At 39.8% G+C, this 25,339-nt stretch carries 22 protein-coding genes; 20 read left to right on the forward strand and 2 right to left on the reverse strand.

Annotated elements, in window-relative coordinates; translation table 11 throughout:
* Positions 1 to 4: 4 nt before the first annotated feature.
* Positions 5 to 853 carry a YitT family protein gene (locus NMM25_RS01650; protein WP_000619788.1) on the reverse strand — a complete coding sequence of 283 codons (849 nt, stop codon included), beginning with the start codon at positions 851 to 853 and terminating at the stop codon, positions 5 to 7.
* A gap of 141 nt (positions 854 to 994) precedes the next feature.
* On the opposite strand from NMM25_RS01650, the gene NMM25_RS01655 reads away from it, so the two are divergent.
* Both NMM25_RS01655 and NMM25_RS01660 read left to right on the forward strand, forming a co-directional pair.
* A complete protein-coding gene (locus tag NMM25_RS01655) occupies positions 995 to 1,831 on the forward strand; it encodes a DegV family protein (protein ID WP_000195456.1) in 837 nt (278 codons plus the stop codon).
* 107 nt (positions 1,832 to 1,938) lie between these two features.
* Positions 1,939 to 2,214 carry an HU family DNA-binding protein gene (locus tag NMM25_RS01660; RefSeq protein WP_001284636.1) on the forward strand — a complete coding sequence of 92 codons (276 nt, stop codon included), beginning with the start codon at positions 1,939 to 1,941 and terminating at the stop codon, positions 2,212 to 2,214.
* 122 nt (positions 2,215 to 2,336) lie between these two features.
* On the opposite strand, the gene NMM25_RS01665 is transcribed toward NMM25_RS01660, so the two are convergent.
* Positions 2,337 to 3,323 (reverse strand): L-lactate dehydrogenase, encoded by a 987-nt coding sequence (locus NMM25_RS01665; protein WP_000204722.1) that lies wholly within the window; start codon positions 3,321 to 3,323, stop codon positions 2,337 to 2,339.
* Between the two features lie 193 nt (positions 3,324 to 3,516).
* Between NMM25_RS01665 and gyrA the strand changes: the two genes are divergently transcribed.
* The 18 genes from gyrA (at position 3,517) to dprA (ending at position 25,237) form a co-directional block, all read left to right on the forward strand.
* Positions 3,517 to 5,985 carry a DNA gyrase subunit A gene (gyrA, locus tag NMM25_RS01670; RefSeq protein WP_247931038.1) on the forward strand — a complete coding sequence of 823 codons (2,469 nt, stop codon included), beginning with the start codon at positions 3,517 to 3,519 and terminating at the stop codon, positions 5,983 to 5,985.
* Positions 5,985 to 6,740 carry a class A sortase gene (locus tag NMM25_RS01675; RefSeq protein ID WP_049518810.1) on the forward strand — a complete coding sequence of 252 codons (756 nt, stop codon included), beginning with the start codon at positions 5,985 to 5,987 and terminating at the stop codon, positions 6,738 to 6,740. The genes gyrA and NMM25_RS01675 overlap by 1 nt, the downstream gene beginning before the upstream one ends.
* Positions 6,741 to 6,938: 198 nt before the next feature.
* Positions 6,939 to 7,736, forward strand: coding sequence for a formate/nitrite transporter family protein (locus NMM25_RS01680; RefSeq protein WP_254735735.1), 798 nt, complete (start codon positions 6,939 to 6,941; stop codon positions 7,734 to 7,736).
* A 149-nt stretch (positions 7,737 to 7,885) separates the two neighbouring features.
* Positions 7,886 to 9,166 (forward strand): O-acetylhomoserine aminocarboxypropyltransferase/cysteine synthase family protein, encoded by a 1,281-nt coding sequence (locus NMM25_RS01685; RefSeq protein WP_254735830.1) that lies wholly within the window; start codon positions 7,886 to 7,888, stop codon positions 9,164 to 9,166.
* A 94-nt stretch (positions 9,167 to 9,260) separates the two neighbouring features.
* Positions 9,261 to 10,535, forward strand: a complete 1,275-nt coding sequence (locus NMM25_RS01690) for a DUF2130 domain-containing protein (protein WP_254735736.1) — start codon at positions 9,261 to 9,263, stop codon at positions 10,533 to 10,535.
* A gap of 11 nt (positions 10,536 to 10,546) precedes the next feature.
* Entirely contained in the window at positions 10,547 to 13,732 is a 3,186-nt protein-coding gene (locus tag NMM25_RS01695; RefSeq protein WP_125418142.1) for a hypothetical protein, read from the forward strand.
* Between the two features lie 113 nt (positions 13,733 to 13,845).
* Positions 13,846 to 14,724: a tRNA pseudouridine(55) synthase TruB gene (truB, locus tag NMM25_RS01700; protein ID WP_254735737.1), complete on the forward strand. Its 879-nt coding sequence runs from the start codon at positions 13,846 to 13,848 to the stop codon at positions 14,722 to 14,724.
* A gap of 111 nt (positions 14,725 to 14,835) precedes the next feature.
* Complete coding sequence (udk, locus tag NMM25_RS01705) at positions 14,836 to 15,474, forward strand: uridine kinase (RefSeq protein ID WP_001181369.1); 639 nt, start codon at positions 14,836 to 14,838, stop codon at positions 15,472 to 15,474.
* A 128-nt stretch (positions 15,475 to 15,602) separates the two neighbouring features.
* On the forward strand, positions 15,603 to 16,943 hold the full coding sequence (gene xseA / locus NMM25_RS01710; RefSeq protein WP_254735738.1) for an exodeoxyribonuclease VII large subunit: 1,341 nt from the start codon (positions 15,603 to 15,605) through the stop codon (positions 16,941 to 16,943).
* Positions 16,921 to 17,133, forward strand: a complete 213-nt coding sequence (locus NMM25_RS01715) for an exodeoxyribonuclease VII small subunit (protein ID WP_061420846.1) — start codon at positions 16,921 to 16,923, stop codon at positions 17,131 to 17,133. The genes xseA and NMM25_RS01715 overlap by 23 nt, the downstream gene beginning before the upstream one ends.
* Positions 17,130 to 18,005 carry a polyprenyl synthetase family protein gene (locus tag NMM25_RS01720; RefSeq protein WP_254735739.1) on the forward strand — a complete coding sequence of 292 codons (876 nt, stop codon included), beginning with the start codon at positions 17,130 to 17,132 and terminating at the stop codon, positions 18,003 to 18,005. The genes NMM25_RS01715 and NMM25_RS01720 overlap by 4 nt, the downstream gene beginning before the upstream one ends.
* The gene (locus NMM25_RS01725) at positions 17,998 to 18,813 is read left to right on the forward strand and encodes a TlyA family RNA methyltransferase (protein ID WP_125414230.1); all 816 of its coding nucleotides are present in this window, start codon (positions 17,998 to 18,000) and stop codon (positions 18,811 to 18,813) included. The genes NMM25_RS01720 and NMM25_RS01725 overlap by 8 nt, the downstream gene beginning before the upstream one ends.
* Positions 18,806 to 19,237: an arginine repressor gene (locus tag NMM25_RS01730; RefSeq protein ID WP_001034394.1), complete on the forward strand. Its 432-nt coding sequence runs from the start codon at positions 18,806 to 18,808 to the stop codon at positions 19,235 to 19,237. Before NMM25_RS01725 ends, NMM25_RS01730 begins: the two co-directional genes overlap by 8 nt.
* Positions 19,238 to 19,243: 6 nt before the next feature.
* A complete protein-coding gene (gene recN, locus NMM25_RS01735; protein ID WP_254735740.1) occupies positions 19,244 to 20,911 on the forward strand; it encodes a DNA repair protein RecN in 1,668 nt (555 codons plus the stop codon).
* Entirely contained in the window at positions 20,912 to 21,640 is a 729-nt protein-coding gene (locus NMM25_RS01740; RefSeq protein ID WP_254735741.1) for a metallophosphoesterase family protein, read from the forward strand.
* Positions 21,641 to 21,718: 78 nt separating this feature from the next.
* A complete protein-coding gene (gene lepA, locus NMM25_RS01745) occupies positions 21,719 to 23,542 on the forward strand; it encodes a translation elongation factor 4 (RefSeq protein WP_254735742.1) in 1,824 nt (607 codons plus the stop codon).
* Between the two features lie 141 nt (positions 23,543 to 23,683).
* On the forward strand, positions 23,684 to 24,307 hold the full coding sequence (locus tag NMM25_RS01750; RefSeq protein ID WP_254735743.1) for a hypothetical protein: 624 nt from the start codon (positions 23,684 to 23,686) through the stop codon (positions 24,305 to 24,307).
* An 81-nt stretch (positions 24,308 to 24,388) separates the two neighbouring features.
* Positions 24,389 to 25,237, forward strand: coding sequence for a DNA-processing protein DprA (dprA, locus tag NMM25_RS01755; protein WP_254735744.1), 849 nt, complete (start codon positions 24,389 to 24,391; stop codon positions 25,235 to 25,237).
* Positions 25,238 to 25,339: the final 102 nt, after the last annotated feature.

The following is a 25,339-nucleotide window of genomic DNA, read 5'->3' on the forward strand; positions in this document are numbered from 1 at the left end:
TTTTTTAATCTTTCACATAAGTAAATCCTTCACCCAGAATTTCATGAGCCTCAGTGATGGTGATAAAGGCTTGAGGATCAATTTTGTGAATCATATCTTTCATTTTAACGATTTCGTTTCGACCGACGATACAGTAGATAATTTTTAAATCCTTTTTGCTGTAGTATCCTTGACCAGATATAAAGGTAACGCCACGTCCGAGTTCATCGTTAATCTCTTTGGCCAATTGATCAGGATATTGGGTAATAATCATAAATCCTTTACCACCATAACCTCCTTCGCCTATCAAGTCGATAACACGAGCGATGATAAAGTCAAACAAGAGGGTATAGGTAACTAGACGAAGGTCCTGGAAGATAATCAAAATCAACATCAGGATAAAAAAGTCAATCCCAAAGAGCAATTTACCAATCGAAATATTAGTGTATTTGTTGAGGATACGGGCAACGATATCAGAGCCACCAGTGGTTCCACCAGCATTAAAGATAATTCCTAAACCAACCCCTAGTAAGACTCCTGAGACTAAAGCGACAATGATGAGATCCCCTTGCAAGTCGATGTGCAAAGGAATGCGCTCAAAGATTGCTAGCCAAACGGAAAGTGAAATAGATCCTAGAAGGCTGGAGTAGAGGGTCTTAGGTCCAAATATCTTCCAAGCCAGGATAAATAAAGGGATATTAATCAAGAGGTTCATCAATGAGACAGGAATCTTAAAGAGATAGTAGGTAATCAAGGTAATACCTGTCGCCCCACCCTCAAATAAATGATAAGGAACAACAAAGTAGGTAAGACCAAAGGCATAGATAGCAGCTCCAAGAATAATAGTAATAATCGGTTGAAGTTTTCGAATCATGGCTGTTCCTCACTTTTCTATAGATAGATTATACCAAAAATTCAGTTCTTTTCATCGAATCACTTATGATTTTTTATCATTTTTTTGATATAATAAAGGAGAAAATCCCAATCCTATCAAGAAGAATAGAAAGATTGAATTATGACACAAGTAAAAATTGTAACGGACTCTTCTGTTACTATCGAACCAGAAGTAGTTAAAGAATTAAATATCACCGTTGTCCCTCTATCAGTTATGATTGATAGTGTTCTTTATTCGGATGCAGATTTGAAAGAGGGAGAATTCCTTCATCTTATGCAACAAAGTAAGAATCTGCCTAAAACAAGTCAGCCACCTGTAGGAGTGTTTGCTGAGGTCTTTGAAGAACTAGGTAAAGATGGCAGTCAAATTATCGCCATTCACATGTCCCATGCCTTGTCTGGAACTGTGGAAGCTGCTCGCCAAGGGGCAAGCCTCTCAACTGCTGATGTAACGGTTATTGATAGTTCTTTTACAGATCAAGCGATGAAGTTCCAAGTTGTTGAAGCCGCAAAACTTGCTAAAGAAGGTAAAGATTTAGAAACGATCTTGGCTCATGTAGAGGACGTCAAAAATCATACAGAACTCTATATCGGTGTTTCGACGCTAGAAAACTTAGTTAAGGGTGGTCGTATTGGACGTGTGACAGGATTACTAAGCTCACTCTTGAACATTCGTGTAGTAATGCAGATGAAGAACCACGAACTCCAACCAATCGCCAAAGGACGTGGAGCGAAAACTTTCAAAAAGTGGCTTGAAGAATTAACCAATACTCTTTCCCAAAAATCAGTTGCAGAAATTGGAATTTCCTATGCTGGAACGAACGAATGGGCGAATGAGATGAAGGCATTATTGCAACCTTATGTTGAGAAGCCAATCTCTGTATTGGAAACTGGCTCTATTATTCAAACTCATACTGGAGAGAATGCTTGGGCAATTCTAATTCGCTACAATTCCTAAAAAAATAGAGAAAAAATGGTCAAAATAGTGTTTTTGACTTGACCTATAGCCGATTTTAGGATATGATTATATTTGTTAATTAGAAATTATTTGGAGGATTTGTTAACATGGCAAACAAACAAGATTTGATCGCTAAAGTAGCAGAAGCTACAGAATTGACTAAGAAAGATTCAGCAGCAGCAGTTGACGCTGTATTTGCAGCAGTAACTGAATACCTTGCAGCTGGTGAAAAAGTTCAATTGATCGGTTTCGGTAACTTTGAAGTTCGTGAGCGTGCTGCACGTAAAGGTCGCAACCCACAAACTGGTAAAGAAATCAAAATCGCAGCTTCTAAAGTTCCAGCATTCAAAGCTGGTAAAGCTCTTAAAGACGCTGTTAAATAATGAATTTTCAAAAAGCCTATTGAATCAAGCTTTCTAGCTTGGTCAGTAGGCTTTTTTTATTGCTTTGGGGCATTTTTGGGGCAAAAAGAAAAAGGTTCCCATGTTTGAGAACCTTCTTTTCATTAGTTTTTAGAAGCTGCTTGGAATTCAGGGTTTTTCCATGCTTCATCAATGATAGCTTGCAATTCTTTAGCAGATGCTTGCATTTTTTGAGTTTCAGCATCGTTCAATGGGATGTTTACTGGACGAACGATACCGTGTGCACCAACAACAGCTGGTTGACCGATAAAGACGTTTTTAACACCGTATTGACCTTCTTGGAAGACTGAAAGTGGAAGTACTGCATTTTCGTCATCAAGGATTGCTTTTGTGATACGAGCAAGTGCTACTGCGATACCGTAGTATGTAGCTCCTTTTTTGTTAATGATTGTGTAAGCAGCGTCACGAACACCTTCGAACAATTCAATCAATTCAGCTTCTTGAACGTTTTGAGTATCTTTAAGGAATTCTTCTAGGTTTACACCAGCGATGTTAGCGTGTGACCAAACCGCAAATTCAGAATCTCCGTGTTCACCCATGATGTAGGCGTGAACTGAACGAGCATCAACATCTAATTTTTCAGCAAGCGCTTGACGGAAACGTGCTGAGTCAAGTGAAGTACCTGAACCGATAACACGTTCTTTAGGGAATCCAGAGAATTTCCAAGTTGAGTAAGTCAAAACGTCAACTGGGTTAGCTGCAACAAGGAAGATACCATCGAAACCTGATTCAACAACTTGTGTTACGATTGATTTGTTGATAGCCAAGTTTTTACCTACAAGGTCAAGACGAGTTTCACCTGGTTTTTGAGGAGCACCTGCAGTGATAACAACAAGATCAGCGTCTGCACAGTCAGAGTATTGAGCAGCGTAGATTTTTTTAGGTGAAGTGAAGGCAAGGGCGTGGCTAAGGTCAAGCGCATCACCAACAGCTTTTTCGTGCAATTGTGGAATTTCGATAATTCCAAGCTCTTGTGCAATTCCTTGGTTAACAAGTGCGAAAGCGTAAGATGAACCTACGGCACCGTCACCAACAAGGATCACTTTTTTGTGTTGTTTAGTTGAAGTCATTATCTAAACATCTCCTTCATTTTTTTTAGGGGAATCCCCAGACACTTTCATTCTATCACTTTTGAAAAGCTTTGTCACGAATATTCTATTCGGTTATCGATGTAAACGTTTTAGTGGTTTTCAAAGACTGAAATGAAGGACGAATTATGGTATAATATATCTAATTACTAATAGTGAAATGAGGCATTTATGAATGCAGGATAGAAATTTAGTGAATGTCAATCTGACAAAGGAGATGAAGACCAGCTTTATCGACTACGCCATGAGCGTTATCGTTGCACGGGCCCTTCCTGATGTTCGAGATGGCTTAAAACCTGTTCACCGTCGTATTCTTTATGGAATGAATGAACTAGGTGTTACACCAGACAAACCTCATAAAAAGTCAGCCCGTATTACAGGGGATGTTATGGGTAAATACCACCCACACGGTGATTCCTCAATTTACGAAGCCATGGTTCGTATGGCCCAGTGGTGGAGCTACCGTTACATGCTTGTTGATGGGCATGGAAACTTTGGTTCTATGGACGGGGATGGTGCCGCCGCACAGCGGTACACAGAAGCACGTATGAGCAAGATTGCTCTTGAAATGCTTCGTGATATCAATAAAAACACCGTTGATTTCGTAGATAACTACGATGCTAACGAACGTGAACCCTTGGTTTTGCCGGCTCGTTTTCCAAACCTTTTGGTCAATGGAGCAACGGGTATCGCTGTTGGGATGGCAACCAATATTCCACCTCACAACTTGGGTGAAACCATTGATGCAGTGAAGTTGGTTATGGATAATCCTGAAGTGACGACTAAGGACTTGATGGAAGTCTTGCCTGGTCCAGATTTTCCAACCGGTGCTCTTGTCATGGGGAAATCAGGTATTCATAAGGCTTATGAGACTGGTAAAGGTTCCATTGTCCTTCGTTCTCGTACAGAGATTGAAACCACTAAGACGGGTCGTGAGCGTATCGTGGTAACGGAATTCCCTTATATGGTTAATAAAACCAAGGTACATGAGCATATTGTTCGCTTGGTTCAGGAAAAACGAATTGAGGGCATTACAGCCGTACGTGATGAGTCCAACCGTGAAGGCGTTCGCTTTGTAATCGAAGTTAAACGCGACGCGTCTGCCAACGTTATCCTTAACAACCTCTTCAAGATGACCCAGATGCAAACCAATTTTGGTTTCAACATGTTGGCGATTCAAAATGGTGTGCCAAAAATCTTGTCCCTTCGTCAAATTTTGGATGCTTATATCGAGCACCAAAAAGAAGTGGTTGTTCGCCGTACTCGTTTTGACAAGGAAAAAGCCGAAGCGCGTGCGCACATCTTAGAAGGTCTTTTAATCGCGCTAGACCATATTGATGAAGTGATTCGTATCATTCGTGCCAGTGAAACAGATGCGGAAGCGCAAGCTGAGTTGATGAGCAAGTTCAAGCTTTCTGAACGTCAAAGTCAAGCTATCCTTGATATGCGTCTTCGTCGTTTGACAGGATTGGAACGTGATAAGATTCAGTCTGAATATGATGAATTGATTGCCTTGATTGCAGATTTGGCTGATATTCTTGCCAAACCTGAGCGCGTGGCGCAAATCATCAAAGAGGAGCTAGACGAAGTCAAACGCAAGTTTGGTGACAAGCGTCGTACGGAGTTGATGATTGGAGAAGTCTTAACTCTTGAAGATGAAGATTTGATTGAAGAAACGGATGTCTTGATTACCCTATCTAACAAGGGTTATATCAAACGTTTGGACCAAGGTGAGTTCACCGCACAAAAACGTGGTGGCCGTGGAGTTCAAGGTACGGGTGTAAAGGATGATGACTTTGTGCGTGAGTTGGTTTCAACCAGCACCCATGATCATCTGCTCTTCTTTACCAATAAAGGACGCGTATACCGACTAAAAGGTTATGAAATCCCTGAATACGGTCGTACTGCTAAGGGCTTGCCAGTTGTCAATCTATTGAAGTTGGACGAAGGTGAGAGTATTCAGACCATCATCAACGTTGAGTCTGAACGTAGTGATGATGCCTATCTCTTCTTTACAACTCGTCACGGTATTGTGAAGAGAACCAGTGTCAAAGAGTTCGCTAATATTCGTCAAAATGGACTTAAAGCCTTGAATCTCAAGGACGAAGACGAATTGATTAATGTCTTGCTGACAGAAGAAGATACGGATATTATCATTGGTACCAAGTTTGGTTATGCTGTTCGCTTTAATCAATCAGCTGTTCGTGGTATGAGCCGTATCGCGACTGGTGTTCGAGGAGTCAATCTTCGTGAAGGGGACACAGTAGTTGGCGCTAGCGTGATTACAAACCAAGATGAGGTTCTTATTATCACTGAAAAAGGATACGGTAAACGTACACTTGCTACTGAATATCCTACTAAAGGCCGTGGTGGTAAAGGGATGAAGACAGCCAATGTTGCTGAGAAGAATGGCCCTCTGGCAGGTCTCCTCACTGTTAAGGGGGATGAAGACCTGATGATTATCACAGATACAGGTGTCATGATCCGTACAAATGTTGCCAATATTTCACAAACTGGACGCTCAACTATGGGAGTTAAGGTGATGCGTCTAGATCAGGATGCTAAGATTGTGACCTTTACAACGGTTGCTGCGGCAGAAAAAGAAGAAGTTGGGACTGAAATTGAAACAGAAGGTGCAGAATAATGTCTCATAAAAAAACGAAAAATAAAAAGAGTAAGAAAAATAAGCGCAGAAATCTATTTATCAATATTTTAGCGGGTTTCTTAATTCTTCTTTCCTTAGCCTTGATTTTTAATTCAAAGATTCGCGATATCTTTTTGGTCTGGAATACCAATAAATACCAAGTCAATCAAGTCACTAAGGAAAATATAGATGAAAATTTAAAATCCGAGGGAAATTTTGATTTTGACTCTGTTAAGTCTATTTCATCCGAAGCTGTATTGGCTTCACAATGGGATGCTCAGAAACTTCCTGTTATTGGAGGTATTGCTATTCCTGAAGTAGAGATTAACCTTCCTATTTTCAAAGGGTTGGACAATGTAAACTTGTTCTACGGAGCAGGGACCATGAAACCTGATCAAAAAATGGGAGAAGGGAACTATTCTCTAGCCAGTCACCATATCTTTACTGCTGAAAATGCCAGTCAAATGCTCTTCTCACCTTTGGTCAATGCCAAAGCAGGTATGAAAATTTACCTGACGGATAAGGATAAAGTTTATACTTATGAGATTACAGAAGTTAAACATGTCACACCTGACCGCGTAGATGAAATCGAAGATCGTGATGGCGTAAAGGAGATTACTTTGGTTACCTGTGTTGATTATAATGCGACCGAGCGTATAATCGTCAAAGGAATCTTTAAAGAATCAAAAGCTTATTCTGAGACTTCTGAGGATATTTTGAAGGCCTTTAATCAACCGTATAGACAACGTTATTAAGAATGAATGAACCAGTGAAGTGCTATTTCACTGGTTTTTATGTCAACAAAATAGGATCAAAATAGTTCTTATGAAAAAGGATAGGAAGGCTTAGGATAAAGATTTTTAAGATAAATATTTTAGAATTTTACAGAAAACGCTTTCTAGAAAACAAGAATTATGTTATAATTATCACAAATAAAAGTTTAGGAGTTTTTTATGGTCTCTTCAGAATTTATTTCAAAGATTGAATTTGCTTGCAAGAAGAAAGAAAGCCTTTATAGCCAAAGTAAGTTTAAGTATGCGATTCGTTCCATGTTTGCAGGTGCCTTTCTAACATTTAGTACGGCTGCAGGTGCAGTTGGGGCTGACTTGATTAATAAGATCGCTCCAGGTAGTGGACGTTTTCTATTCCCATTTGTTTTTGCTTGGGGATTGGCCTACATTGTTTTCTTAAATGCTGAGCTGGTAACTTCAAATATGATGTTTTTGACAGCAGGTAGTTTCTTGAAGAAAATCTCTTGGAGAAAAACAGCTGAGATTTTACTTTACTGTACCTTGTTCAACCTTATCGGAGCTTTGATAGCAGGTTGGGGCTTTGCCCACTCAGCAGCCTATGCAAATCTAACACATGATAGCTTCATTTCAGGAGTTGTAGAGATGAAGTTAGGCCGTTCCAATGAGTTAGTCTTGCTTGAAGGTATTTTATCCAATATCTTTGTAAACATTGCCATTCTTTCATTTGTTTTGGTGAAAGATGGTGGGGCCAAACTTTGGCTTGTTTTGTCAGCAATTTACATGTTTGTATTCTTAACAAACGAACACATTGCTGCGAACTTTGCTTCTTTTGCGATTGTTAAGTTTAGTGTTGCAGCAGATTCAATTGCTAATTTTGACATACCTAATATTCTTCGTCACTGGGGTGTAACCTTTGTCGGAAACTTTATCGGAGGAGGTCTCTTGATGGGCTTGCCATACGCCTTCCTCAATAAAAACGAAGATACTTATGTCGATTAAAAAACGGGCACGAGTTAATCGTGCTTTTTTGTTTGATATGTAAGACTAGTCATAGTTGTTCCTTATATCAAAATATAGAAAAACGGTATTGGAAAAGACTAGCCCAAGATGATACAATATCCCTAATGAAGCTATTTGGAGGTCGTCATATGACTCGTGATTTTAAATTTGAAACCCTACAATTACATGCTGGGCAAGTAGTTGATCCGGCAACTAAGTCTCGTGCAGTACCGATTTATCAAACAACATCCTTCGTTTTTGATGACACGCAAGAAGGTGCCGATCTGTTTGCCTTGAGAAAACCAGGGAATATCTATACTCGTATTACCAACCCTACAACAGCGGCATTTGAAGAAAGAATCGCTGCTCTTGAGGGTGGTGTTGGAGCACTAGCGACAGCATCAGGGATGGCTGCTGTAACCTACACTATTTTGGCGCTTGCTCACGCAGGTGACCATGTGGTGGCTGCGTCAACTATTTACGGTGGGACCTTCAACCTCTTGAAGGAAACCCTTCCTCGTTATGGAATCACAACTACCTTTGTAGATGTGGATAATTTGGAGGAAGTTGAAGCAGCTATCGGTGACAATACCAAACTTGTCTTGATTGAAACCTTAGGGAATCCCTTGATTAACATTCCCGACTTGGAAAAATTAGCTGAGATTGCGCATAAACACCAGATTCCACTTGTTTCGGACAACACCTTTGCCACACCATATTTGATTAACGTCTTCTCTCACGGTGTAGATATTTCCATTCACTCAGCAACTAAGTTTATCGGTGGACATGGTACGACTATTGGAGGAGTGATTGTCGATAGCGGTCGTTTTGACTGGGCAGCTTCAGGGAAGTTCCCTCAATTTGTTGAGGAAGACCCAAGCTACCATAACTTGAGCTATACTCGTGACGTGGGTGCTGCAGCCTTTATTATCGCTGTTCGTGTTCAATTGCTTCGTGATACAGGTGCTGCCTTGTCACCATTTAATGCCTTTCTCTTGCTCCAAGGGGTTGAAACTCTCTCCCTTCGTGTTGAACGTCACGTGCAAAATGCAGAGAAAATTGTTGATTTCCTTGTCAACCATCCTAAGGTAGAGAAGGTAAATTATCCAAAACTAGCTGACAGTCCTTATCATGCCTTGGCTGAGAAATATTTGCCAAAAGGTGTTGGTTCAATCTTTACCTTCCATGTTAAAGGCGGAGAGGCAGAAGCTCGCAAGGTAATTGATAATTTGGAAATCTTCTCTGACCTTGCGAACGTGGCAGATGCCAAATCTCTTGTTGTCCATCCTGCGACAACCACTCACGGTCAGTTGTCAGAAAAAGATCTAGAAGCAGCAGGTGTAACACCAAACCAAATCCGCTTGTCTATCGGTCTTGAAAATGTAGAGGATTTGATTGAAGATTTGCGCTTGGCATTGGAAAAAATTTAAAGTAAAAGATATAAACAGTGGGTTTCGACTCACTGTTTTTGATTTTCCATCAGGCATGATATAATGGTTACAGAAGTCTAGAAAGAGGAAAGTTATGAACGAAATCAAATGCCCCAACTGTGGGGAAGTCTTTACAGTAAATGAGAGTCAGTATGCCGAACTCTTATCCCAAGTGAGAACGGCAGAGTTTGATAAGGAATTGCACGATCGAATGAAGCAGGAGTTGGCCTTGGCTGAGCAGAAGGCTATGAATGAGCAACAGACTAAACTGGCTCAGAAGGATCAAGAAATTGCGCAATTGCAGAGTCAAATCCAAAATTTTGATACAGAAAAAGAATTAGCTAAGAAAGAAGTTGAGCAGACAAGTCATCAGGCTTTATTAGCAAAGGACAAGGAAGTACAGGCCTTGGAAAACCAATTGGCTACCTTGCGTTTAGAGCATGAAAACCAACTCCAAAAGACTCTCTCTGATTTAGAAAGAGAGCGTGATCAGGTCAAAAATCAGCTCCTCTTGCAGGAAAAGGAAAATGAGTTATCTTTGGCTTCTGTTAAGCAAAATTACGAAGCTCAGCTCAAGGCAGCTAGTGAACAGGTCGAATTTTACAAGAATTTCAAAGCCCAACAATCCACAAAAGCAATCGGGGAAAGCCTGGAACAGTATGCAGAGAGTGAGTTTAACAAGGTTCGTAGTTTTGCCTTTCCAAATGCCTACTTTGAGAAGGATAACAAGGTCTCTGCGCGTGGTTCTAAGGGAGACTTTATCTTCCGTGAATGTGATGAAAATGGAGTGGAAATTATTTCCATCATGTTTGAGATGAAAAACGAAGCGGATGGAACAGAGAAGAAGCATAAGAATGCGGACTTCTATAAGGAATTGGACAAGGACCGTCGGGAGAAGAACTGTGAGTATGCCGTTTTGGTGACTATGTTAGAATCAGATAATGACTACTTTAACACAGGGATTGTTGATGTCAGCCACGAGTATGAGAAGATGTATGTCGTCCGTCCTCAGTACTTTATCCAGTTGATTGGGCTTTTGAGAAATGCGGCGCTTAATTCCCTAAAATACAAACAAGAATTGGCCTTGGTTCGGGAGCAGAATATCGATATTACGCATTTTGAGGAAGATTTGGATGCCTTTAAACTAGCCTTTGCCAAGAACTACAATTCAGCTTCAACTAACTTTGGTAAAGCCATCGACGAAATTGATAAGGCCATCAAACGCATGGAAGAGGTTAAGAAATTCCTAACCACATCCGAAAACCAACTCCGCCTTGCAAATAATAAACTGGAAGATGTTTCAGTAAAAAAATTGACCCGAAAAAACCCAACCATGAAAGCGAAATTTGAAGCGCTGAAGGGGGAGTGAGGAAATAAGTTATGAAAAATGATATCAATTATGAAAATTTGATAGATGATGTAACAGAGGCTATAAAAAAGTTTAACTTAGTAATTTTTATTGGAGCAGGAGTTTCAATTGCTCAAGGTTATCCTAATTGGAACAATTATATTGAACATCTTATTAAGTATTGGCAAGGACAAGTTTTATCGGTAAGTGGTGAAAAAAGTCTTGGGAGAGAACATCATATAGTTTTTGATTTAATTAGCAAATCTAGTATTAGTAATAAACGTAAAGTGGATCTTGTAAACTATGAATTAAAAAAAGTTTTTGGTGAAGACTTTGAAAAGCGACGACTGGATTTTGAAAAAGGATATTTTAAAAATCTGCTACCATATTCAATAGTTAATAAAACAGTAGAATCTTTAGCGAGTTTAAATGCAATATTTATTACTTCTAACTACGACTATGAAATTGAAAATCATATTAAACGTTTAAATAATTCTGTAGTTACTATCAATGATCTTAATGAGTTTGTTAAGAACAAAGATGGAAAGTTACAATTTGGTGATGTTTTACATATCCATGGGACACCGGATTGTGATGTAAATTATTTTGTCAGTTCATCAGCAGATTATTCAAAAACCTATTTAAAAAATAGGGAAAATTTTGAAAATTTAGTAACTTGGTTTAAAAAGACAAAGCCTACAGTTTTATTTATAGGAGCAGGTCTTGAAGAAGATGAAATTTTATCTTTACTTTGTGAAGATAGTAAAAATTATGCATTGATGAAGTCAGAGAATACAGGTAATCAGAGGGCTGATGAACATTTTAGAGATGTTATTGAGGGATTTTTTAGTTCAGAAAATCATACTCAGATTATATGGTACGGCAAAAACTATGAGGATTTACCAATTTTTGTGGAAAAATTGGTTTCTAACATAAATGATAAATTAGGAATACATGCATATAGAAAAGATTGGAATAATCTTTTAAATCCCTCGTTAAAACAAGAAGATTACAATAAATCATTAAATAATATTAGCAGTAATTTTAAGTATTTAAGTTCTCTTTTAAATAAGGTTATTGAAAATAATAATGACGATTTAAATCGACTGATGTTAAATGCTCTGCTTCAGGGTGAAACCCTAACAGTAATTAAACATAGTTTTATCCCTGTGTTTTGGACATTTATTGCTAAAAATATTGAAAAGTTAAGTGATAATGACTGGGAAGTAATTTACAAAATAATTTCTGAAGGTTATCAAAATTATTTTATTGATGATGTATTCTTTGTCTATAATTATGCGATAGATAATAAAATTTCTAGTTTTACAAATAATAATAAGCTTAATGAACTGAGAGAAATTATATCCAAAGATGGATATATCGTTAATTCTAACTTTAATAAAGATAAAACTCTTTTGGGTTACTGGCTAGTAAGTACTTTTGAACAGCAAAATCGTGATTTATATATAGAGGAAGATAGTGAAGTAGAAGTTAACTTAAATTATGAATGTGTTAACAAATTAATGTCCATACTAAATAATCCAGAATTTTTAAGTTATAATTACTACTCTATAGAGTATCAATTAAAAGAGTATGATGTTGTTAAATTTCTTTATGATCTTCTAAAGTCCAAAAAATTATTTATTGAAGAGGAAGAGTTTTTAGAAAGTGATTCTGAAGACTTAATAAGTACTATATTAATTCAAAAATTGCTTGTTCAATTGGATAATGAAATTAAATTGGATTTAGAATTTATCAAGAAGTTAATTGATAAAATTGATTTTTCTAATATTCATTTTGGAGAGGAATTAAACACTTTTATCAAAGAACACAGAAGTATTATTAGAGAAAAACATATTGAAATACCAAAAAAGCCTTATAGAAATTGGATATCTTCACTAAAAGGAGGTTTTGTTTCACAATTTTCATATTTAACTCAAGAAAATCTTGTAGAGTACGATGAATTTAGAGTATTAGAGATATTAGTCAACGCCGAAAAGGAACAAAGAGGTTCTTCATTTTTGGAAGAAAAGACGATAAATGAAACGGAAAATTTCTTGATTACTGTTTTAAAAGAATCAAATGAAATATCTAAAAAGGTTTCTGATTTATTGAAAAATCATATAGATGACTTATATCCAAAATATAAGAGATTATATGTAAAAATCATCAGTTCTCCTGAAATAGAAGAAAATTTAAGAAATATTGTTAGAGAAAAATATTTAAAAAGATTTAACAAAGAAAATTTTGATTCTAACGATCGGAAATTTTTTGAATATCATATAAAACAACAAAATACGGATATAGATATTTTTGAAAAATTACTTAGTATCGATGCAAATAAACTTTCATCTTCAAGAGATGATAATAATCAATTAGATATGTTTCATTATGTAAATAGTGAACTGGGAATATATTTGCAATGTTTGATATCATTGTTTAACCAGCATCCAGGATATACACCTCAAATTATTCAGAAAATAGATTCTGTAGATGATTTTGCGTATAAAGAGCTTGCTCAAGGGATTTTATTATACGTATATGATTGGAGAGTAATTAATATAACCTATCATACATTTTTAGGATTCAGTTATTCCCACTCGTTAATTGATACAGAAGTTGTAAAGATATTTAAGGATGTTGTTAAAAATATTTTAAAAGAAAAAATCAAAGACAATCAAATTCTTGATAGGGTTTATTTAGTCGCTTTAGATAGTGTAGATCCAACTATTGATTCATTTTCTTTATTAAAGAATAACTATAGTCAAATGATCAACATCATTTTTACAGAAGACTATGAATTTAGATATTCTAAAGAATGGTTGCGAGCATTATTCAAATCTGACTCAAGTGCGAACTATCTGGTGACAATTTTTTATTTATTATATAATGAAAATCTTAAAGAAAATAGATTTGCTTTATTTATAGAGGAATTAAGTGATTATGTAACAACTTATAATCAGAAATTATCTTTACGAGGAATGAATTATAAATTAAATCATGAAGAACTTAACAATTTTGATTTGTTGAAAAAAATGTTTCTGAAATTAATGGAGACTGATAAAATAGAGAATGATATTTTCTATCTAGATGGCATCAAAAGTATACTCCCATTATTATCTTTAGATGAAAGACGAAATGTATTACAACATATTCAAAAACAGAACAATTGTCCTCCTCCAGAGATTGAGGAATTACAAAGAATTATAGTTAATTAAAATTTGTAAAAAAGAGAATAAAAGGTAGACGACGCCTCAGTAAAAATTGACTCGGAAGAATCCAACTATGAAAGCGAAGTTTGAAGCGCTGAAGGGGGAGTAGAAAGCAACACATGAACGGTATTATCAACTTAAAAAAAGAAGCGGGGATGACTTCGCATGATGCGGTTTTTAAGCTGCGTAAGATTTTGGGAACAAAAAAAATTGGTCATGGCGGGACCTTGGATCCAGATGTGGTGGGTGTTTTGCCTATTGCAGTTGGCAAGGCGACCCGCATGGTCGAGTTTATGCAGGATGAGGGAAAGGTCTATGAGGGGGAGATTACTCTTGGCTATTCAACGACGACCGAGGATGCAAGTGGAGAAGTGGTCGCAGAGACACCTGTTTTGTCCCCCTTGGATCAAACCATTGTCGATAAAGCCATTGCGAGTCTGACTGGGCCTATTACTCAGATTCCGCCTATGTACTCGGCTGTCAAGGTCAATGGTCGTAAGCTCTATGAGTATGCACGTGCAGGTCAGGAAGTGGAGCGTCCAGAACGTCAGGTGACTATTTATCAATTTGAGAGGACGAGTCCGATTTCTTATGAGGATCACCTTGCACGTTTTACATTTCGTGTGAAATGTAGTAAGGGGACTTATATCCGTACCTTGTCTGTTGACTTGGGAGAGAAGCTGGGTTATGCGGCCCATATGTCCCATTTGACTCGGACGAGTGCAGCAGGTTTACAACTAGAAGATGCCTTGACCTTGGACGAAATTGCTGAAAAAGTAGAGGCTGGTCAACTGAACTTTCTCCATCCTCTTGAAATTGGAACAGGGGACCTTGTTAAAGTTATCCTAAGTCCAGAAGAGGCTACAGAAGTGCGCTTTGGTCGTTTTATCGAGTTAGAACAAACAGACAAAGAATTGGCTGCCTTTGAGGGAGATACATTGCTAGCCATTCTAGAAAAAAGGGGCAATCTCTACAAGCCAAGGAAGGTTTTTGTCTAGTTTAACTAGATTGTGGGGATGGATTTGTTTCCCATAGACTATCCAAATCAGACTATAAATTTTGCAAAAAATGTGATAGAATAGACGACGGATAAAAAAACGGAGGATAGCATGCAAAATAGACCAATCATTATCGGAGTGACAGGTGGTTCTGGTGGTGGTAAAACCAGTGTTTCAAGAGCCATTTTATCTCATTTTCCTGATGAAAAGATTTCCATGATTGAGCATGATTCATACTACAAGGATCAGTCTCACTTGACTTTTGAAGAGCGTGTCAAAACCAACTATGACCATCCATTTGCCTTTGATACAGACTTGATGATCGAGCAGATTAAGGAATTGTTGGCAGGGCGCCCGGTAGACATCCCTACTTATGATTATACAGCTCATACGCGGAGCAGCAAGACCTATCGTCAGGAGCCTCAGGATGTCTTTATCGTTGAGGGGATTTTGGTCTTGGAGGACAAGCGTCTGCGCGATTTGATGGATATCAAGATTTTTGTGGATACAGATGATGATGTGCGTATTATTCGCCGGATCAAGCGTGATATGGAGGAGCGTGGCCGTAGTCTAGATAGCGTTATTGATCAGTATTTGGGTGTGGTCAAACCCATGTACCACCAGTTTATCGAGCCGACTAAGCGTTATGCCGATATCGTCATTCCTGAAGGGGTCAGCAATACAGTTGCTATCGATCTTTTGACCACCAAGATTGCAAAGATTTTGGAAGAAGCACGAAATAGCAAATAATCAGATGAGGAGGCCTAGCCTCCTTTTTCTATTTTTCCTTTAGTTTCAGTAGGAAAAAGGTGATTTTTAAGCATGTTTTTGGTATAATAATACCCATGGAAAAGCAAGAAAATGAATAGTAGGTGGAGATGGAAAAGTATTTATCGGTAACAACTTTGACCAAGTATCTGAAAATGAAATTCGATAAAGACCCTTACTTGGAACGGGTCTATTTAACTGGTCAAGTTTCCAACTTTCGTAAACGACCTACTCACCAATATTTCTCCTTAAAAGATGATCATGCAGTCATTCAAGCGACCATCTGGTCTGGGATTTATCAAAAATTAGGTTTCGACCTGGAAGAAGGTATGAAGATTAATGTGATTGGGCGTGTGCAGGTCTATGAACCAAGCGGTAGCTACTCTATCATCATTGAGAAAGCTGAGCCTGATGGGGTTGGGGCGCTAGCGATTCAGTTTGAACAACTCAAGAAGAAACTGACAGAAGAAGGTCTGTTTCAAGAGAGATTCAAGCAACCTCTTCCCCAATTTTCTAAGAAAATCGGTGTGGTAACCAGTCGCAGTGGAGCCGTTATTCGAGATATTATCACGACTGTCAGCAGACGTTTTCCTGGTGTTGATATCCTTCTCTATCCGACCAAGGTACAAGGTGATGGAGCAGCGGAGGAAATTGCTCGAAATATTGCGCGTGCCAATCAACGTGAGGACCTAGATGTTCTCATCATTGGTCGTGGTGGGGGTTCCATCGAGGATCTCTGGGCTTTTAACGAAGAGATCGTGGTACGGGCTATTTTTGAATCCCGTTTACCCATCATCTCTAGTGTTGGTCATGAGACGGATGTGACCTTGGCGGATTTTGTGGCAGATAGACGGGCTGCAACGCCAACAGCTGCGGCTGAATTGGCAACGCCTGTGACCAAGTTGGATCTATTGACGCATTTGCAAAATCAAGAAAAGCGGATGGCAACAGCAGTTCAGAATGTCTTGTCAAAGAAAAAAGAAGCTTTGAAAAAATGCAGTCAGTCGGTCATCTTTAGACAGCCAGAGCGCTTGTATGACGGCTATTTGCAACGGTTGGATCAGCTGCAACTGCGATTAAAACAAAGTTTGCGAACACGGATTTCTGATAGCAAACAGCTAGTCCAAGCAAGGACGCATCGACTAGTCCAATTATCACCTGTTACCAAAATCCAGCGTTATCAAGACCGTCTAAGTCAGTTGGACAAGTTCCTACGCAGCCAAATGGCGCTGGTTTATGATGCCAAGGTTGCTGAAGTCAAGCGACTTTCAGAAGCTCTGCTGATGTTGGATACCAGTCGAATCGTAGCGCGTGGTTATGCTATTGTCAAAAAAGAAGAGTCCGTAGTCGATTCTGTTGAGATGTTGAATAAAAAAGACCAAGTGACGCTTTTGATGCGAGATGGTCAAGTAGAATTAGAGGTTAAAGATGTCAAAACAAAAGAAATTTGAGGAAAATCTAGTAGAACTAGAGACCATTGTCCAAAGTTTGGAAAACGGTGAAATTGCTTTGGAAGATGCGATTGCTGCTTTTCAAAAGGGCATGGTCTTGTCAAAAGAGCTCCAAGCGACGTTGGACAAGGCTGAAAAGACCTTAGTCAAGGTCATGCAAGAAGACGGAACAGAAAGTGATTTTGAATGAAGAAGCAAGAAAAATTAGCTCTTGTCGAGTCTGCTTTGGAAGATTTTTATGGAGACCAGCAGTTTGCCTCTAGTTTGCGAGAGTCCGTTCTCTATTCCATTCATGCTGGTGGCAAGCGTATTCGGCCTTTTCTCTTGTTAGAAGTTCTGGAAGCCTTGCAGGTAGTTATCCAACCAGCACATGCTCAAGTGGCCGCGGCTTTGGAGATGATTCATACAGGGAGCTTGATTCATGATGATCTTCCTGCTATGGATGACGACGATTATCGTCGTGGACGCTTGACCAATCATAAGAAATTCGGTGAAGCGATGGCAATTTTGGCAGGAGATGCCTTGTTCCTAGATCCTTACGCCTTAATAGCGCAGGCGGATTTGCCAAGTCAGATCAAGGTGGATTTGATTGCCAATTTATCCCTTGCTTCAGGAAGTCTAGGCATGGTTGCAGGGCAGGTTTTAGATATGGAAGGCGAACACCAGCATTTGTCCTTGGAAGAACTCCAGACCATTCATGCCAATAAAACTGGAAAATTACTAGCCTATCCTTTCCAAGCCGCCGCTATCATAGCAGAATTAGCGCCAGAAATCCAAGCAAAATTGGAAACTGTTGGTGAATTGATTGGACTGGCCTTTCAAGTTCGAGATGATGTGCTGGATGTGACAGCTAGTTTTGAGGAAATCGGCAAGACTCCACAAAAGGACTTGCAGGCTGAAAAATCAACCTACCCAGCCTTGTTGGGCTTGGAGGAGGCGACTGCCTTTTGTAACCAAACTCTGGATCAAGCCGAGGCTAAATTAGAAGAAATTGCCCAGCAGGTTCCCTTTGAAACAGCACCGATTGTGAAAATAGTAGAAAGTTTGAGAATCAATGGCTAAGGAAAGAGTGGACGTACTAGCTTATAAACAGGGCTTGTTTGAAACGCGTGAACAAGCCAAGCGCGGTGTCATGGCTGGACTAGTCGTAGCAGTCCTTAATGGAGAACGCTTTGACAAACCAGGAGAGAAAATCCCAGATGACACTGAGCTAAAACTCAAGGGTGAAAAACTCAAGTATGTCAGTCGAGGTGGTCTAAAACTAGAGAAGGCCTTGGAGGTCTTTGATTTGTCAGTGGAGGGAGCGACAACGATTGATATTGGGGCTTCCACTGGAGGATTTACTGACGTCATGTTGCAAAATGGTGCTGAGTTAGTCTTTGCAGTTGATGTCGGTACCAATCAGTTGGCTTGGAAATTACGCCAAGACCCTCGGGTTGTCAGCATGGAACAGTTTAATTTCCGCTATGCTGAAAAGACTGATTTCGAGCAGGAACCGAGCTTTGCCAGTATTGATGTGAGTTTCATTTCCCTCAGTCTGATTTTGCCTGCCTTGCACCGTGTCTTGGCTGATCAAGGTCAGGTTGTGGCTCTGGTTAAGCCGCAGTTTGAGGCTGGTCGTGAGCAAATTGGAAAGAATGGAATCATTCGAGATGCTAAGGTTCATCAAACTGTCCTTGAATCTGTCACTGCTATGGCAGTTGAGCAAGGTTTTTCAGTGCTTGGATTAGACTATTCACCAATCCAAGGTGGACATGGAAACATTGAATTTCTGGCATATTTGAAAAAGGAAGAGGGAGCAAGTAATCAAGTTGCCCCCGAAATAGAAAAAGTTGTAGAGAGAGCACATAGAGAATTTAAAGATGAATAAAAAAGAGAGACTTGAAAAAATTAGAAGATTTGTTACGGATTATCAGATCGGGACTCAGGAAGAAATCGTTGAGCATTTGAAGGAAGCAGGTATTTCTGCTACGCAAGCCACTGTCTCAAGAGACATCAAGGAACTTGGGATTGTTAAAATTCCTTTGAAGAACAACACCTATATCTATGAGTTGCCAAAATCAGTCGTCAAAAGTTTGCAGTTGGCCGAGGACAACATTGTGAGTTCTGAGTTAATGGGAAATATGATCAACCTTGCTGTCATTCCTGGAAATACTATTTTTGTGAAGAGTCAGTTGGTTGAAGCATTTTCTGAACAGATTTTTAGCTGTCTAGCTGATGATGATTCTATCTTAATTGTAGCTAGAACAGCAGAGGCAGCTGAAGAAATTGTTGAACAAGTCAAAAAATGGTAGGTCAGTATGTTACTTGAAATTTCGATAAAAAACTTTGCCATTATTGAGGCGATTTCGCTCAATTTTGAAAAGGGTATGACTGTTTTGACCGGGGAAACGGGTGCCGGAAAGTCTATCATTATCGACGCTATGAATCTTATGTTGGGGGCTCGTGCAACGACAGACGTTATTCGTCATGGTGCGCCAAAGGCAGAGATTGAGGGACTTTTCTCGGTTGAAAATAGTCGTCTTTTACAGGAACTTTTTGAAGAGCAAGGTTTGGAATTGGGTGATGAGATTATCATCCGCCGGGAAATTTTGCAAAATGGTCGTAGTGTTAGTCGCGTGAATGGTCAGATGGTCAATCTTTCTGTCTTGCGTGCTATTGGGCAACACCTTGTGGATATCCATGGTCAGCATGACCAAGAGGAGTTAATGCGTCCTCAACTGCACATTCAGATGTTGGATGAGTTTGGTGATGCTGCTTTCTTGGACTTGAAGGAGACCTATCAAACGAGCTTTGATGCCTATCGCAAAATGCGCAAGCAGGTTTTGGAAGTCAAGAAAAATCAGCAGGAACATAAGGCTCGTATTGAGATGTTGGAATTTCAAATGGCAGAGATTGAGGCAGCAAACTTGCAAGCTGGTGAAGACTTGGCTCTCAACCAAGAACGAGATAAACTCCTCAATCATAAAAATATTGCGGATACGCTGACCAATGCCTACAGTATGCTGGACAATGAGGAATTCTCCAGTCTTGCTAATGTCCGTTCAGCCATGAATGACATGGAAAGTGTTGAAGAATACGATCCTGAATACCGTGAAATTTCAAGTTCTCTATCAGAGACCTACTATGTTTTAGAAGATATTACCAAGCGTTTAGAAGATATTATTGAGGATTTGGATTTTGATGGCAATCGCCTCATGCAGGTTGAAAATCGCTTAGACCTTCTGAATACTATTACCCGCAAGTATGGTGGAACTGTGGACGATGTTTTGCTTTATTTTGCCAAGATTACGGAAGAGTACAATCTCTTGACTGGAAATAATCTTTCTTCTGAAGATATGGAAGCAGAGCTCAAGAAATTGGAAGTTAATCTTGTCGATTGGGCAGGTCAGCTTGCATCTGCTCGCCATGATTTGGCCCAGCAGCTTGAGGCAGAGATTAAACAAGAACTTCAGGATCTCTATATGGAGAAGGCACAGTTCCAGGTTCGCTTTAGTAAGGGCAAATTTAGTCGTGAGGGGAATGAAACAGTTGAATTTTACATTTCCACCAACCCTGGTGAAGACTTTAAGCCTTTGGTTAAGGTTGCGTCTGGTGGGGAATTATCCCGCCTCATGTTGGCTATCAAGTCAGCCTTTTCTCGTAAGGAAGGAAAGACCAGTATTGTCTTTGATGAGGTGGATACGGGAGTTTCAGGTCGTGTAGCCCAGGCCATTGCGCAAAAGATTCATAAGATTGGTCAGCATGGCCAAGTCTTAGCAATCTCTCACTTACCTCAAGTAATTGCGATTGCGGATTATCAATTCTTTATTGAAAAGATTAGTGATGAGCACTCAACGGTGTCGACGGTTCGTCTCTTGACTATAGAAGAGCGAGTAGAGGAAGTTGCTAAGATGTTGGCTGGGCAAAATGTAACCGAAGCTGCCCTTACCCAAGCTAGAGAATTATTGCAAACGAGGGAGAAATAAATGACAGACTATTATGTAATTGGAGATGTTCACGGGAAAGCAGGTATGCTAGAAGAACTGCTCAAAACCTGGGATGGTCAAACTCAGTTGCTTTTTCTGGGGGATTTGATTGACCGTGGTGAAGACAGTCGCCGTGTTCTAGAAATGGTCAAGGATTTGGTCGAAAATCATGGAGCTATCTGTCTATCAGGAAACCATGAGTATATGTTTCTGACTTGGCTCGATGATCCAGAAGAAAGCTATGACCATTATCGTCGCAATGGTGGAGATACAACTATTAACTCAATCCTAGGTCGTCCCTTGGATGCACCAGTTGATGGCGTAGAAGATGCCAAGCGCGTTGCGACTGAAGCAGCAGACTTGGTCGAATTTATTCGTCAAATGCCATTTGTAGTAGAGACAGACAAGTATATCTTTGTTCATGCGGGTATTGACTTGACCTTGGATGACTGGCATGAAACAACAGATTATAAGAAAGTCTGGCTCAGAAAGCCATTCCACGAAGCCGAAAATCATACTGGGAAAACCATTGTCTTTGGGCATACACCAGTTTATGGTTTGCTAAAGCAAGACCGAGGTACTGCTGAGCTTTGGATAACAGATGATGGCAAGATTGGCATGGATGGAGGAGCTGTTTATGGTGGTGTCTTGCATGGGATTGTCTTTACTGACCAAGGAATGACCGAACACCACTTTATCGAGAATGATGGTTTTGTTGCCGAAGATTAGTACTCCTAGAAGGGTATGGTCTTGTCAAAATGTTAAAAACAATTTATAATTAATAGATACCCTGAAAGGAAGAGCATCATGAACTTAGAAGATTTGAAAAAACGACAGGAGAAGATTCGGAACTTCTCTATCATCGCCCATATTGACCATGGGAAATCAACCCTAGCAGACCGCGTTTTGGAAAAAACGGAGACCGTTTCTAGTCGTGAAATGCAAGCCCAACTTCTGGATAGTATGGATCTTGAGCGTGAACGTGGGATTACCATTAAACTCAATGCCATCGAGCTCAATTACACTGCGAAAGATGGCGAGACCTATATTTTCCACTTAATTGACACGCCAGGGCATGTGGACTTTACCTATGAAGTGTCGCGTTCGCTAGCAGCCTGTGAAGGAGCGATTTTGGTGGTTGATGCGGCCCAAGGGATTGAGGCGCAAACTCTTGCCAATGTTTATCTAGCCTTGGACAATGATTTGGAAATCTTGCCCGTCATTAACAAAATTGACCTGCCAGCTGCGGATCCAGAGCGCGTTCGTACAGAGATTGAAGATGTCATTGGACTGGATGCCAGCGAAGCAGTCTTAGCTTCAGCCAAAGCTGGTATTGGTATTGAAGAAATTCTTGAGCAGATCGTTGAAAAAGTGCCAGCTCCAACGGGTGATGTTGCAGCACCACTTAAGGCATTGATTTTCGACTCAGTTTATGATGCCTATCGAGGGGTTATCCTGCAAGTGCGTGTTATGGACGGAGTGGTTAAACCTGGCGATAAGATTCAGCTCATGAGCAATGGCAAGACCTTTGATGTGACGGAGGTCGGAATTTTTACACCGAAAGCAGTTGGTCGTGATTTCCTCGCGACTGGTGATGTTGGTTATATTGCGGCTTCTATCAAGACGGTTCAAGACACGCGTGTCGGAGATACAGTGACCCTAGCAAGCAATCCTGCAGCAGAACCACTAGATGGATACAAGCAGATGAATCCTATGGTCTTTGCAGGTCTTTATCCAATCGAATCCAACAAGTACAATGACCTTCGTGAAGCCCTAGAAAAATTGCAACTCAACGATGCCAGCTTGCAGTTCGAACCAGAAACATCACAGGCCCTTGGATTTGGTTTCCGTTGTGGATTCCTTGGACTTCTCCATATGGATGTTATCCAAGAGCGTTTAGAGCGCGAGTTCAATATTGACCTCATCATGACAGCTCCGTCTGTTATCTATAAGGTTAACCAAACTGACGGTGAGTCTATGGATGTGTCTAACCCCTCTGAATTTCCAGATCCGACTAAGATCGCGACCATTGAAGAACCTTATGTCAAGGCGCAAATCATGGTACCGCAGGAGTTTGTCGGAGCGGTGATGGAACTGGCTCAGCGTAAGCGTGGGGACTTTGTGACCATGGACTATATTGATGATAATCGTGTCAATGTTATCTATCAAATACCACTTGCTGAAATTGTCTTTGACTTCTTTGATAAGCTCAAATCTTCGACGCGTGGTTATGCAAGCTTTGACTACGAATTGTCAGAGTACCGCCCATCTAAGCTGGTCAAAATGGATATCCTTCTCAATGGAGACAAGGTGGACGCCCTCAGCTTTATCGTTCACAAGGATTTTGCCTACGAACGTGGGAAACTCATCGTGGATAAGCTCAAGAAAATCATCCCTCGTCAACAATTTGAGGTGCCGATTCAAGCAGCTATTGGGCACAAAATTGTGGCTCGTACTGATATCAAGGCCCTTCGTAAGAACGTACTTGCCAAGTGTTACGGTGGTGACGTTTCTCGTAAACGCAAACTCCTTGAAAAACAAAAAGCTGGTAAGAAACGGATGAAAGCTATCGGATCAGTAGAAGTCCCACAAGAAGCCTTCCTTAGCGTCTTAAGCATGGATGAAGAATAGAAATAAAAAAAACTCTTGAAGATTTTTCAAGAGTTTTTGCTTTAAATGAGAGTGATAAAATCGGAAGCTAACAGAATAGATTAGGTTAGAATTTGACAGAAGTCCTTATTTTTCTTATAATGCAGATGGAAAGGTGGTAGGATGAAAAAATTATTAATTTTAGGTACTGTAGTTACTGTTAGTGCTTTTTTAGCTTCATGTTCCAATAAATCGCAAACAGCAACCGAAGAAAGTTCGACTGCGGTTGTTAGTTCTTCAAGCAGTCAGGAAACGAGTAGCACTAGTTCTGCTGTTTCTGAAGCGAAAAAGGAAGAGACGCAAATCATCGGTTCGAATGAATATGGATTTGTCAAGGTACCCAAATCATGGGTTCGATTCCATGAAGTAGAAGGTGGAAATGATATACAGTATAGTGATGGAACAGATATCAACATTGTTACGCTGAATACCTTCAAGGCTGAGCAGTTTAATATCAGTGAAGAAGAGTATGCTAAACTAGATGTTGTGACGGTCTCATCTAGTATTTTAACTTCCAAAGAACAAAGCTCTGATTTCAGTAAGGTTTGGGGCTCCAAATCGACCATTGGAGGCTATGAAGCCTATGTTGTCAATGCAATTGCTAAGTCAGGGAAATACCTCGTTACCTGGGTTTTCCGTTCAAATGATGGTAAAATCCGCTATGTTTCACTTGAAGGGGATGGGGAAACTTTAAAAACAATCTTACCGATGGTTGAAAGTAGCTGGTCAACTACTAAAGCTGAATAAATGAAAAAAAGAAGATCCTTGGTCTTCTTTTTATGTTTTTTACGAATAGATAGATGAGTAGAAAAAGAAATGGAGTTGTATATGAAAATCACAAACTATGAAATTTACAAATTGAGAAAAGCTGGGCTGACCAATCAACAAATTTTAACTGTTCTTGAATACGACGAGACTGTAGATCAGGAGCTCTTGCTAGGTGATATTGCAGAAATATCTGGATGCCGTAATCCTGCTGTCTTTATGGAACGCTATTTCCAGATAGATGATGCACAGTTGGAGAAGGAGTTTCAGAAATTTCCATCCTTTTCTATTCTTGATGACTGTTATCCTTGGGATCTGAGTGAGATTTATGATGCTCCAGTGCTCTTGTTTTATAAAGGAAATTTGGACTTGTTGAAGTTTCCAAAGGTTGCCGTTGTAGGGAGTCGTTCATGTTCTAGTCAGGGAGCAAAGTCGGTTCAGAAAGTCATTCAAGGTTTGGAAAACGAGTTAATCGTTGTCAGTGGTTTAGCCAAAGGGATTGATACCGCTACCCACATGGCTGCACTCCAGAATGGAGGAAGAACGATTGCCGTCATTGGAACAGGATTGGATGTTTTTTATCCCCGAGCCAATAAACGTTTGCAGGAACACATTGGCAATCACCATTTGGTACTTAGCGAGTACGGACCTGGTGAGGAACCCTTGAAATTTCACTTTCCAGCTCGTAATCGTATCATTGCTGGCCTTTGCCGTGGTGTGATTGTAGCAGAGGCAAGGATGCGTTCTGGTAGTCTTATAACTTGTGAGCGAGCTATGGAGGAAGGGCGTGATGTTTTTGCCATTCCGGGAAACATTTTAGATGGCCATTCAGATGGCTGCCACCACCTGATCCAAGAGGGAGCAAAGCTGATTTCCAGCGGTCAAGATGTGCTTGCTGAGTATGAATTTTAAGGAGAAATTTGTTCACTCAGATAAACTTTTCTTCTATATATAGGACTTAGGTCTTGACAGCTATAGAAAAATGGTTTACACTTTATAAAGTTTATTACTTTG

It is taken from the genome of Streptococcus sp. CF10-1, assembly GCF_024295825.1.
Classification (GTDB): Bacteria; Bacillota; Bacilli; order Lactobacillales; family Streptococcaceae; genus Streptococcus.

Excerpts from the sequence above, each read along its gene's own strand:
- NMM25_RS01650 (WP_000619788.1), bottom strand. The coding sequence starts at position 853 with ATGATTCGAAAACTTCAACCGATTATTACTATTATTCTTGGAGCTGCT.
- NMM25_RS01655 (WP_000195456.1), top strand. The coding sequence starts at position 995 with ATGACACAAGTAAAAATTGTAACGGACTCTTCTGTTACTATCGAACCA.
- NMM25_RS01660 (WP_001284636.1), top strand. The coding sequence starts at position 1,939 with ATGGCAAACAAACAAGATTTGATCGCTAAAGTAGCAGAAGCTACAGAA.
- NMM25_RS01665 (WP_000204722.1), bottom strand. The coding sequence starts at position 3,323 with ATGACTTCAACTAAACAACACAAAAAAGTGATCCTTGTTGGTGACGGT.
- gyrA (WP_247931038.1), top strand. The coding sequence starts at position 3,517 with ATGCAGGATAGAAATTTAGTGAATGTCAATCTGACAAAGGAGATGAAG.
- NMM25_RS01675 (WP_049518810.1), top strand. The coding sequence starts at position 5,985 with ATGTCTCATAAAAAAACGAAAAATAAAAAGAGTAAGAAAAATAAGCGC.
- NMM25_RS01680 (WP_254735735.1), top strand. The coding sequence starts at position 6,939 with ATGGTCTCTTCAGAATTTATTTCAAAGATTGAATTTGCTTGCAAGAAG.
- NMM25_RS01685 (WP_254735830.1), top strand. The coding sequence starts at position 7,886 with ATGACTCGTGATTTTAAATTTGAAACCCTACAATTACATGCTGGGCAA.
- NMM25_RS01690 (WP_254735736.1), top strand. The coding sequence starts at position 9,261 with ATGAACGAAATCAAATGCCCCAACTGTGGGGAAGTCTTTACAGTAAAT.
- NMM25_RS01695 (WP_125418142.1), top strand. The coding sequence starts at position 10,547 with ATGAAAAATGATATCAATTATGAAAATTTGATAGATGATGTAACAGAG.
- truB (WP_254735737.1), top strand. The coding sequence starts at position 13,846 with ATGAACGGTATTATCAACTTAAAAAAAGAAGCGGGGATGACTTCGCAT.
- udk (WP_001181369.1), top strand. The coding sequence starts at position 14,836 with ATGCAAAATAGACCAATCATTATCGGAGTGACAGGTGGTTCTGGTGGT.
- xseA (WP_254735738.1), top strand. The coding sequence starts at position 15,603 with ATGGAAAAGTATTTATCGGTAACAACTTTGACCAAGTATCTGAAAATG.
- NMM25_RS01715 (WP_061420846.1), top strand. The coding sequence starts at position 16,921 with ATGTCAAAACAAAAGAAATTTGAGGAAAATCTAGTAGAACTAGAGACC.
- NMM25_RS01720 (WP_254735739.1), top strand. The coding sequence starts at position 17,130 with ATGAAGAAGCAAGAAAAATTAGCTCTTGTCGAGTCTGCTTTGGAAGAT.
- NMM25_RS01725 (WP_125414230.1), top strand. The coding sequence starts at position 17,998 with ATGGCTAAGGAAAGAGTGGACGTACTAGCTTATAAACAGGGCTTGTTT.
- NMM25_RS01730 (WP_001034394.1), top strand. The coding sequence starts at position 18,806 with ATGAATAAAAAAGAGAGACTTGAAAAAATTAGAAGATTTGTTACGGAT.
- recN (WP_254735740.1), top strand. The coding sequence starts at position 19,244 with ATGTTACTTGAAATTTCGATAAAAAACTTTGCCATTATTGAGGCGATT.
- NMM25_RS01740 (WP_254735741.1), top strand. The coding sequence starts at position 20,912 with ATGACAGACTATTATGTAATTGGAGATGTTCACGGGAAAGCAGGTATG.
- lepA (WP_254735742.1), top strand. The coding sequence starts at position 21,719 with ATGAACTTAGAAGATTTGAAAAAACGACAGGAGAAGATTCGGAACTTC.
- NMM25_RS01750 (WP_254735743.1), top strand. The coding sequence starts at position 23,684 with ATGAAAAAATTATTAATTTTAGGTACTGTAGTTACTGTTAGTGCTTTT.
- dprA (WP_254735744.1), top strand. The coding sequence starts at position 24,389 with ATGAAAATCACAAACTATGAAATTTACAAATTGAGAAAAGCTGGGCTG.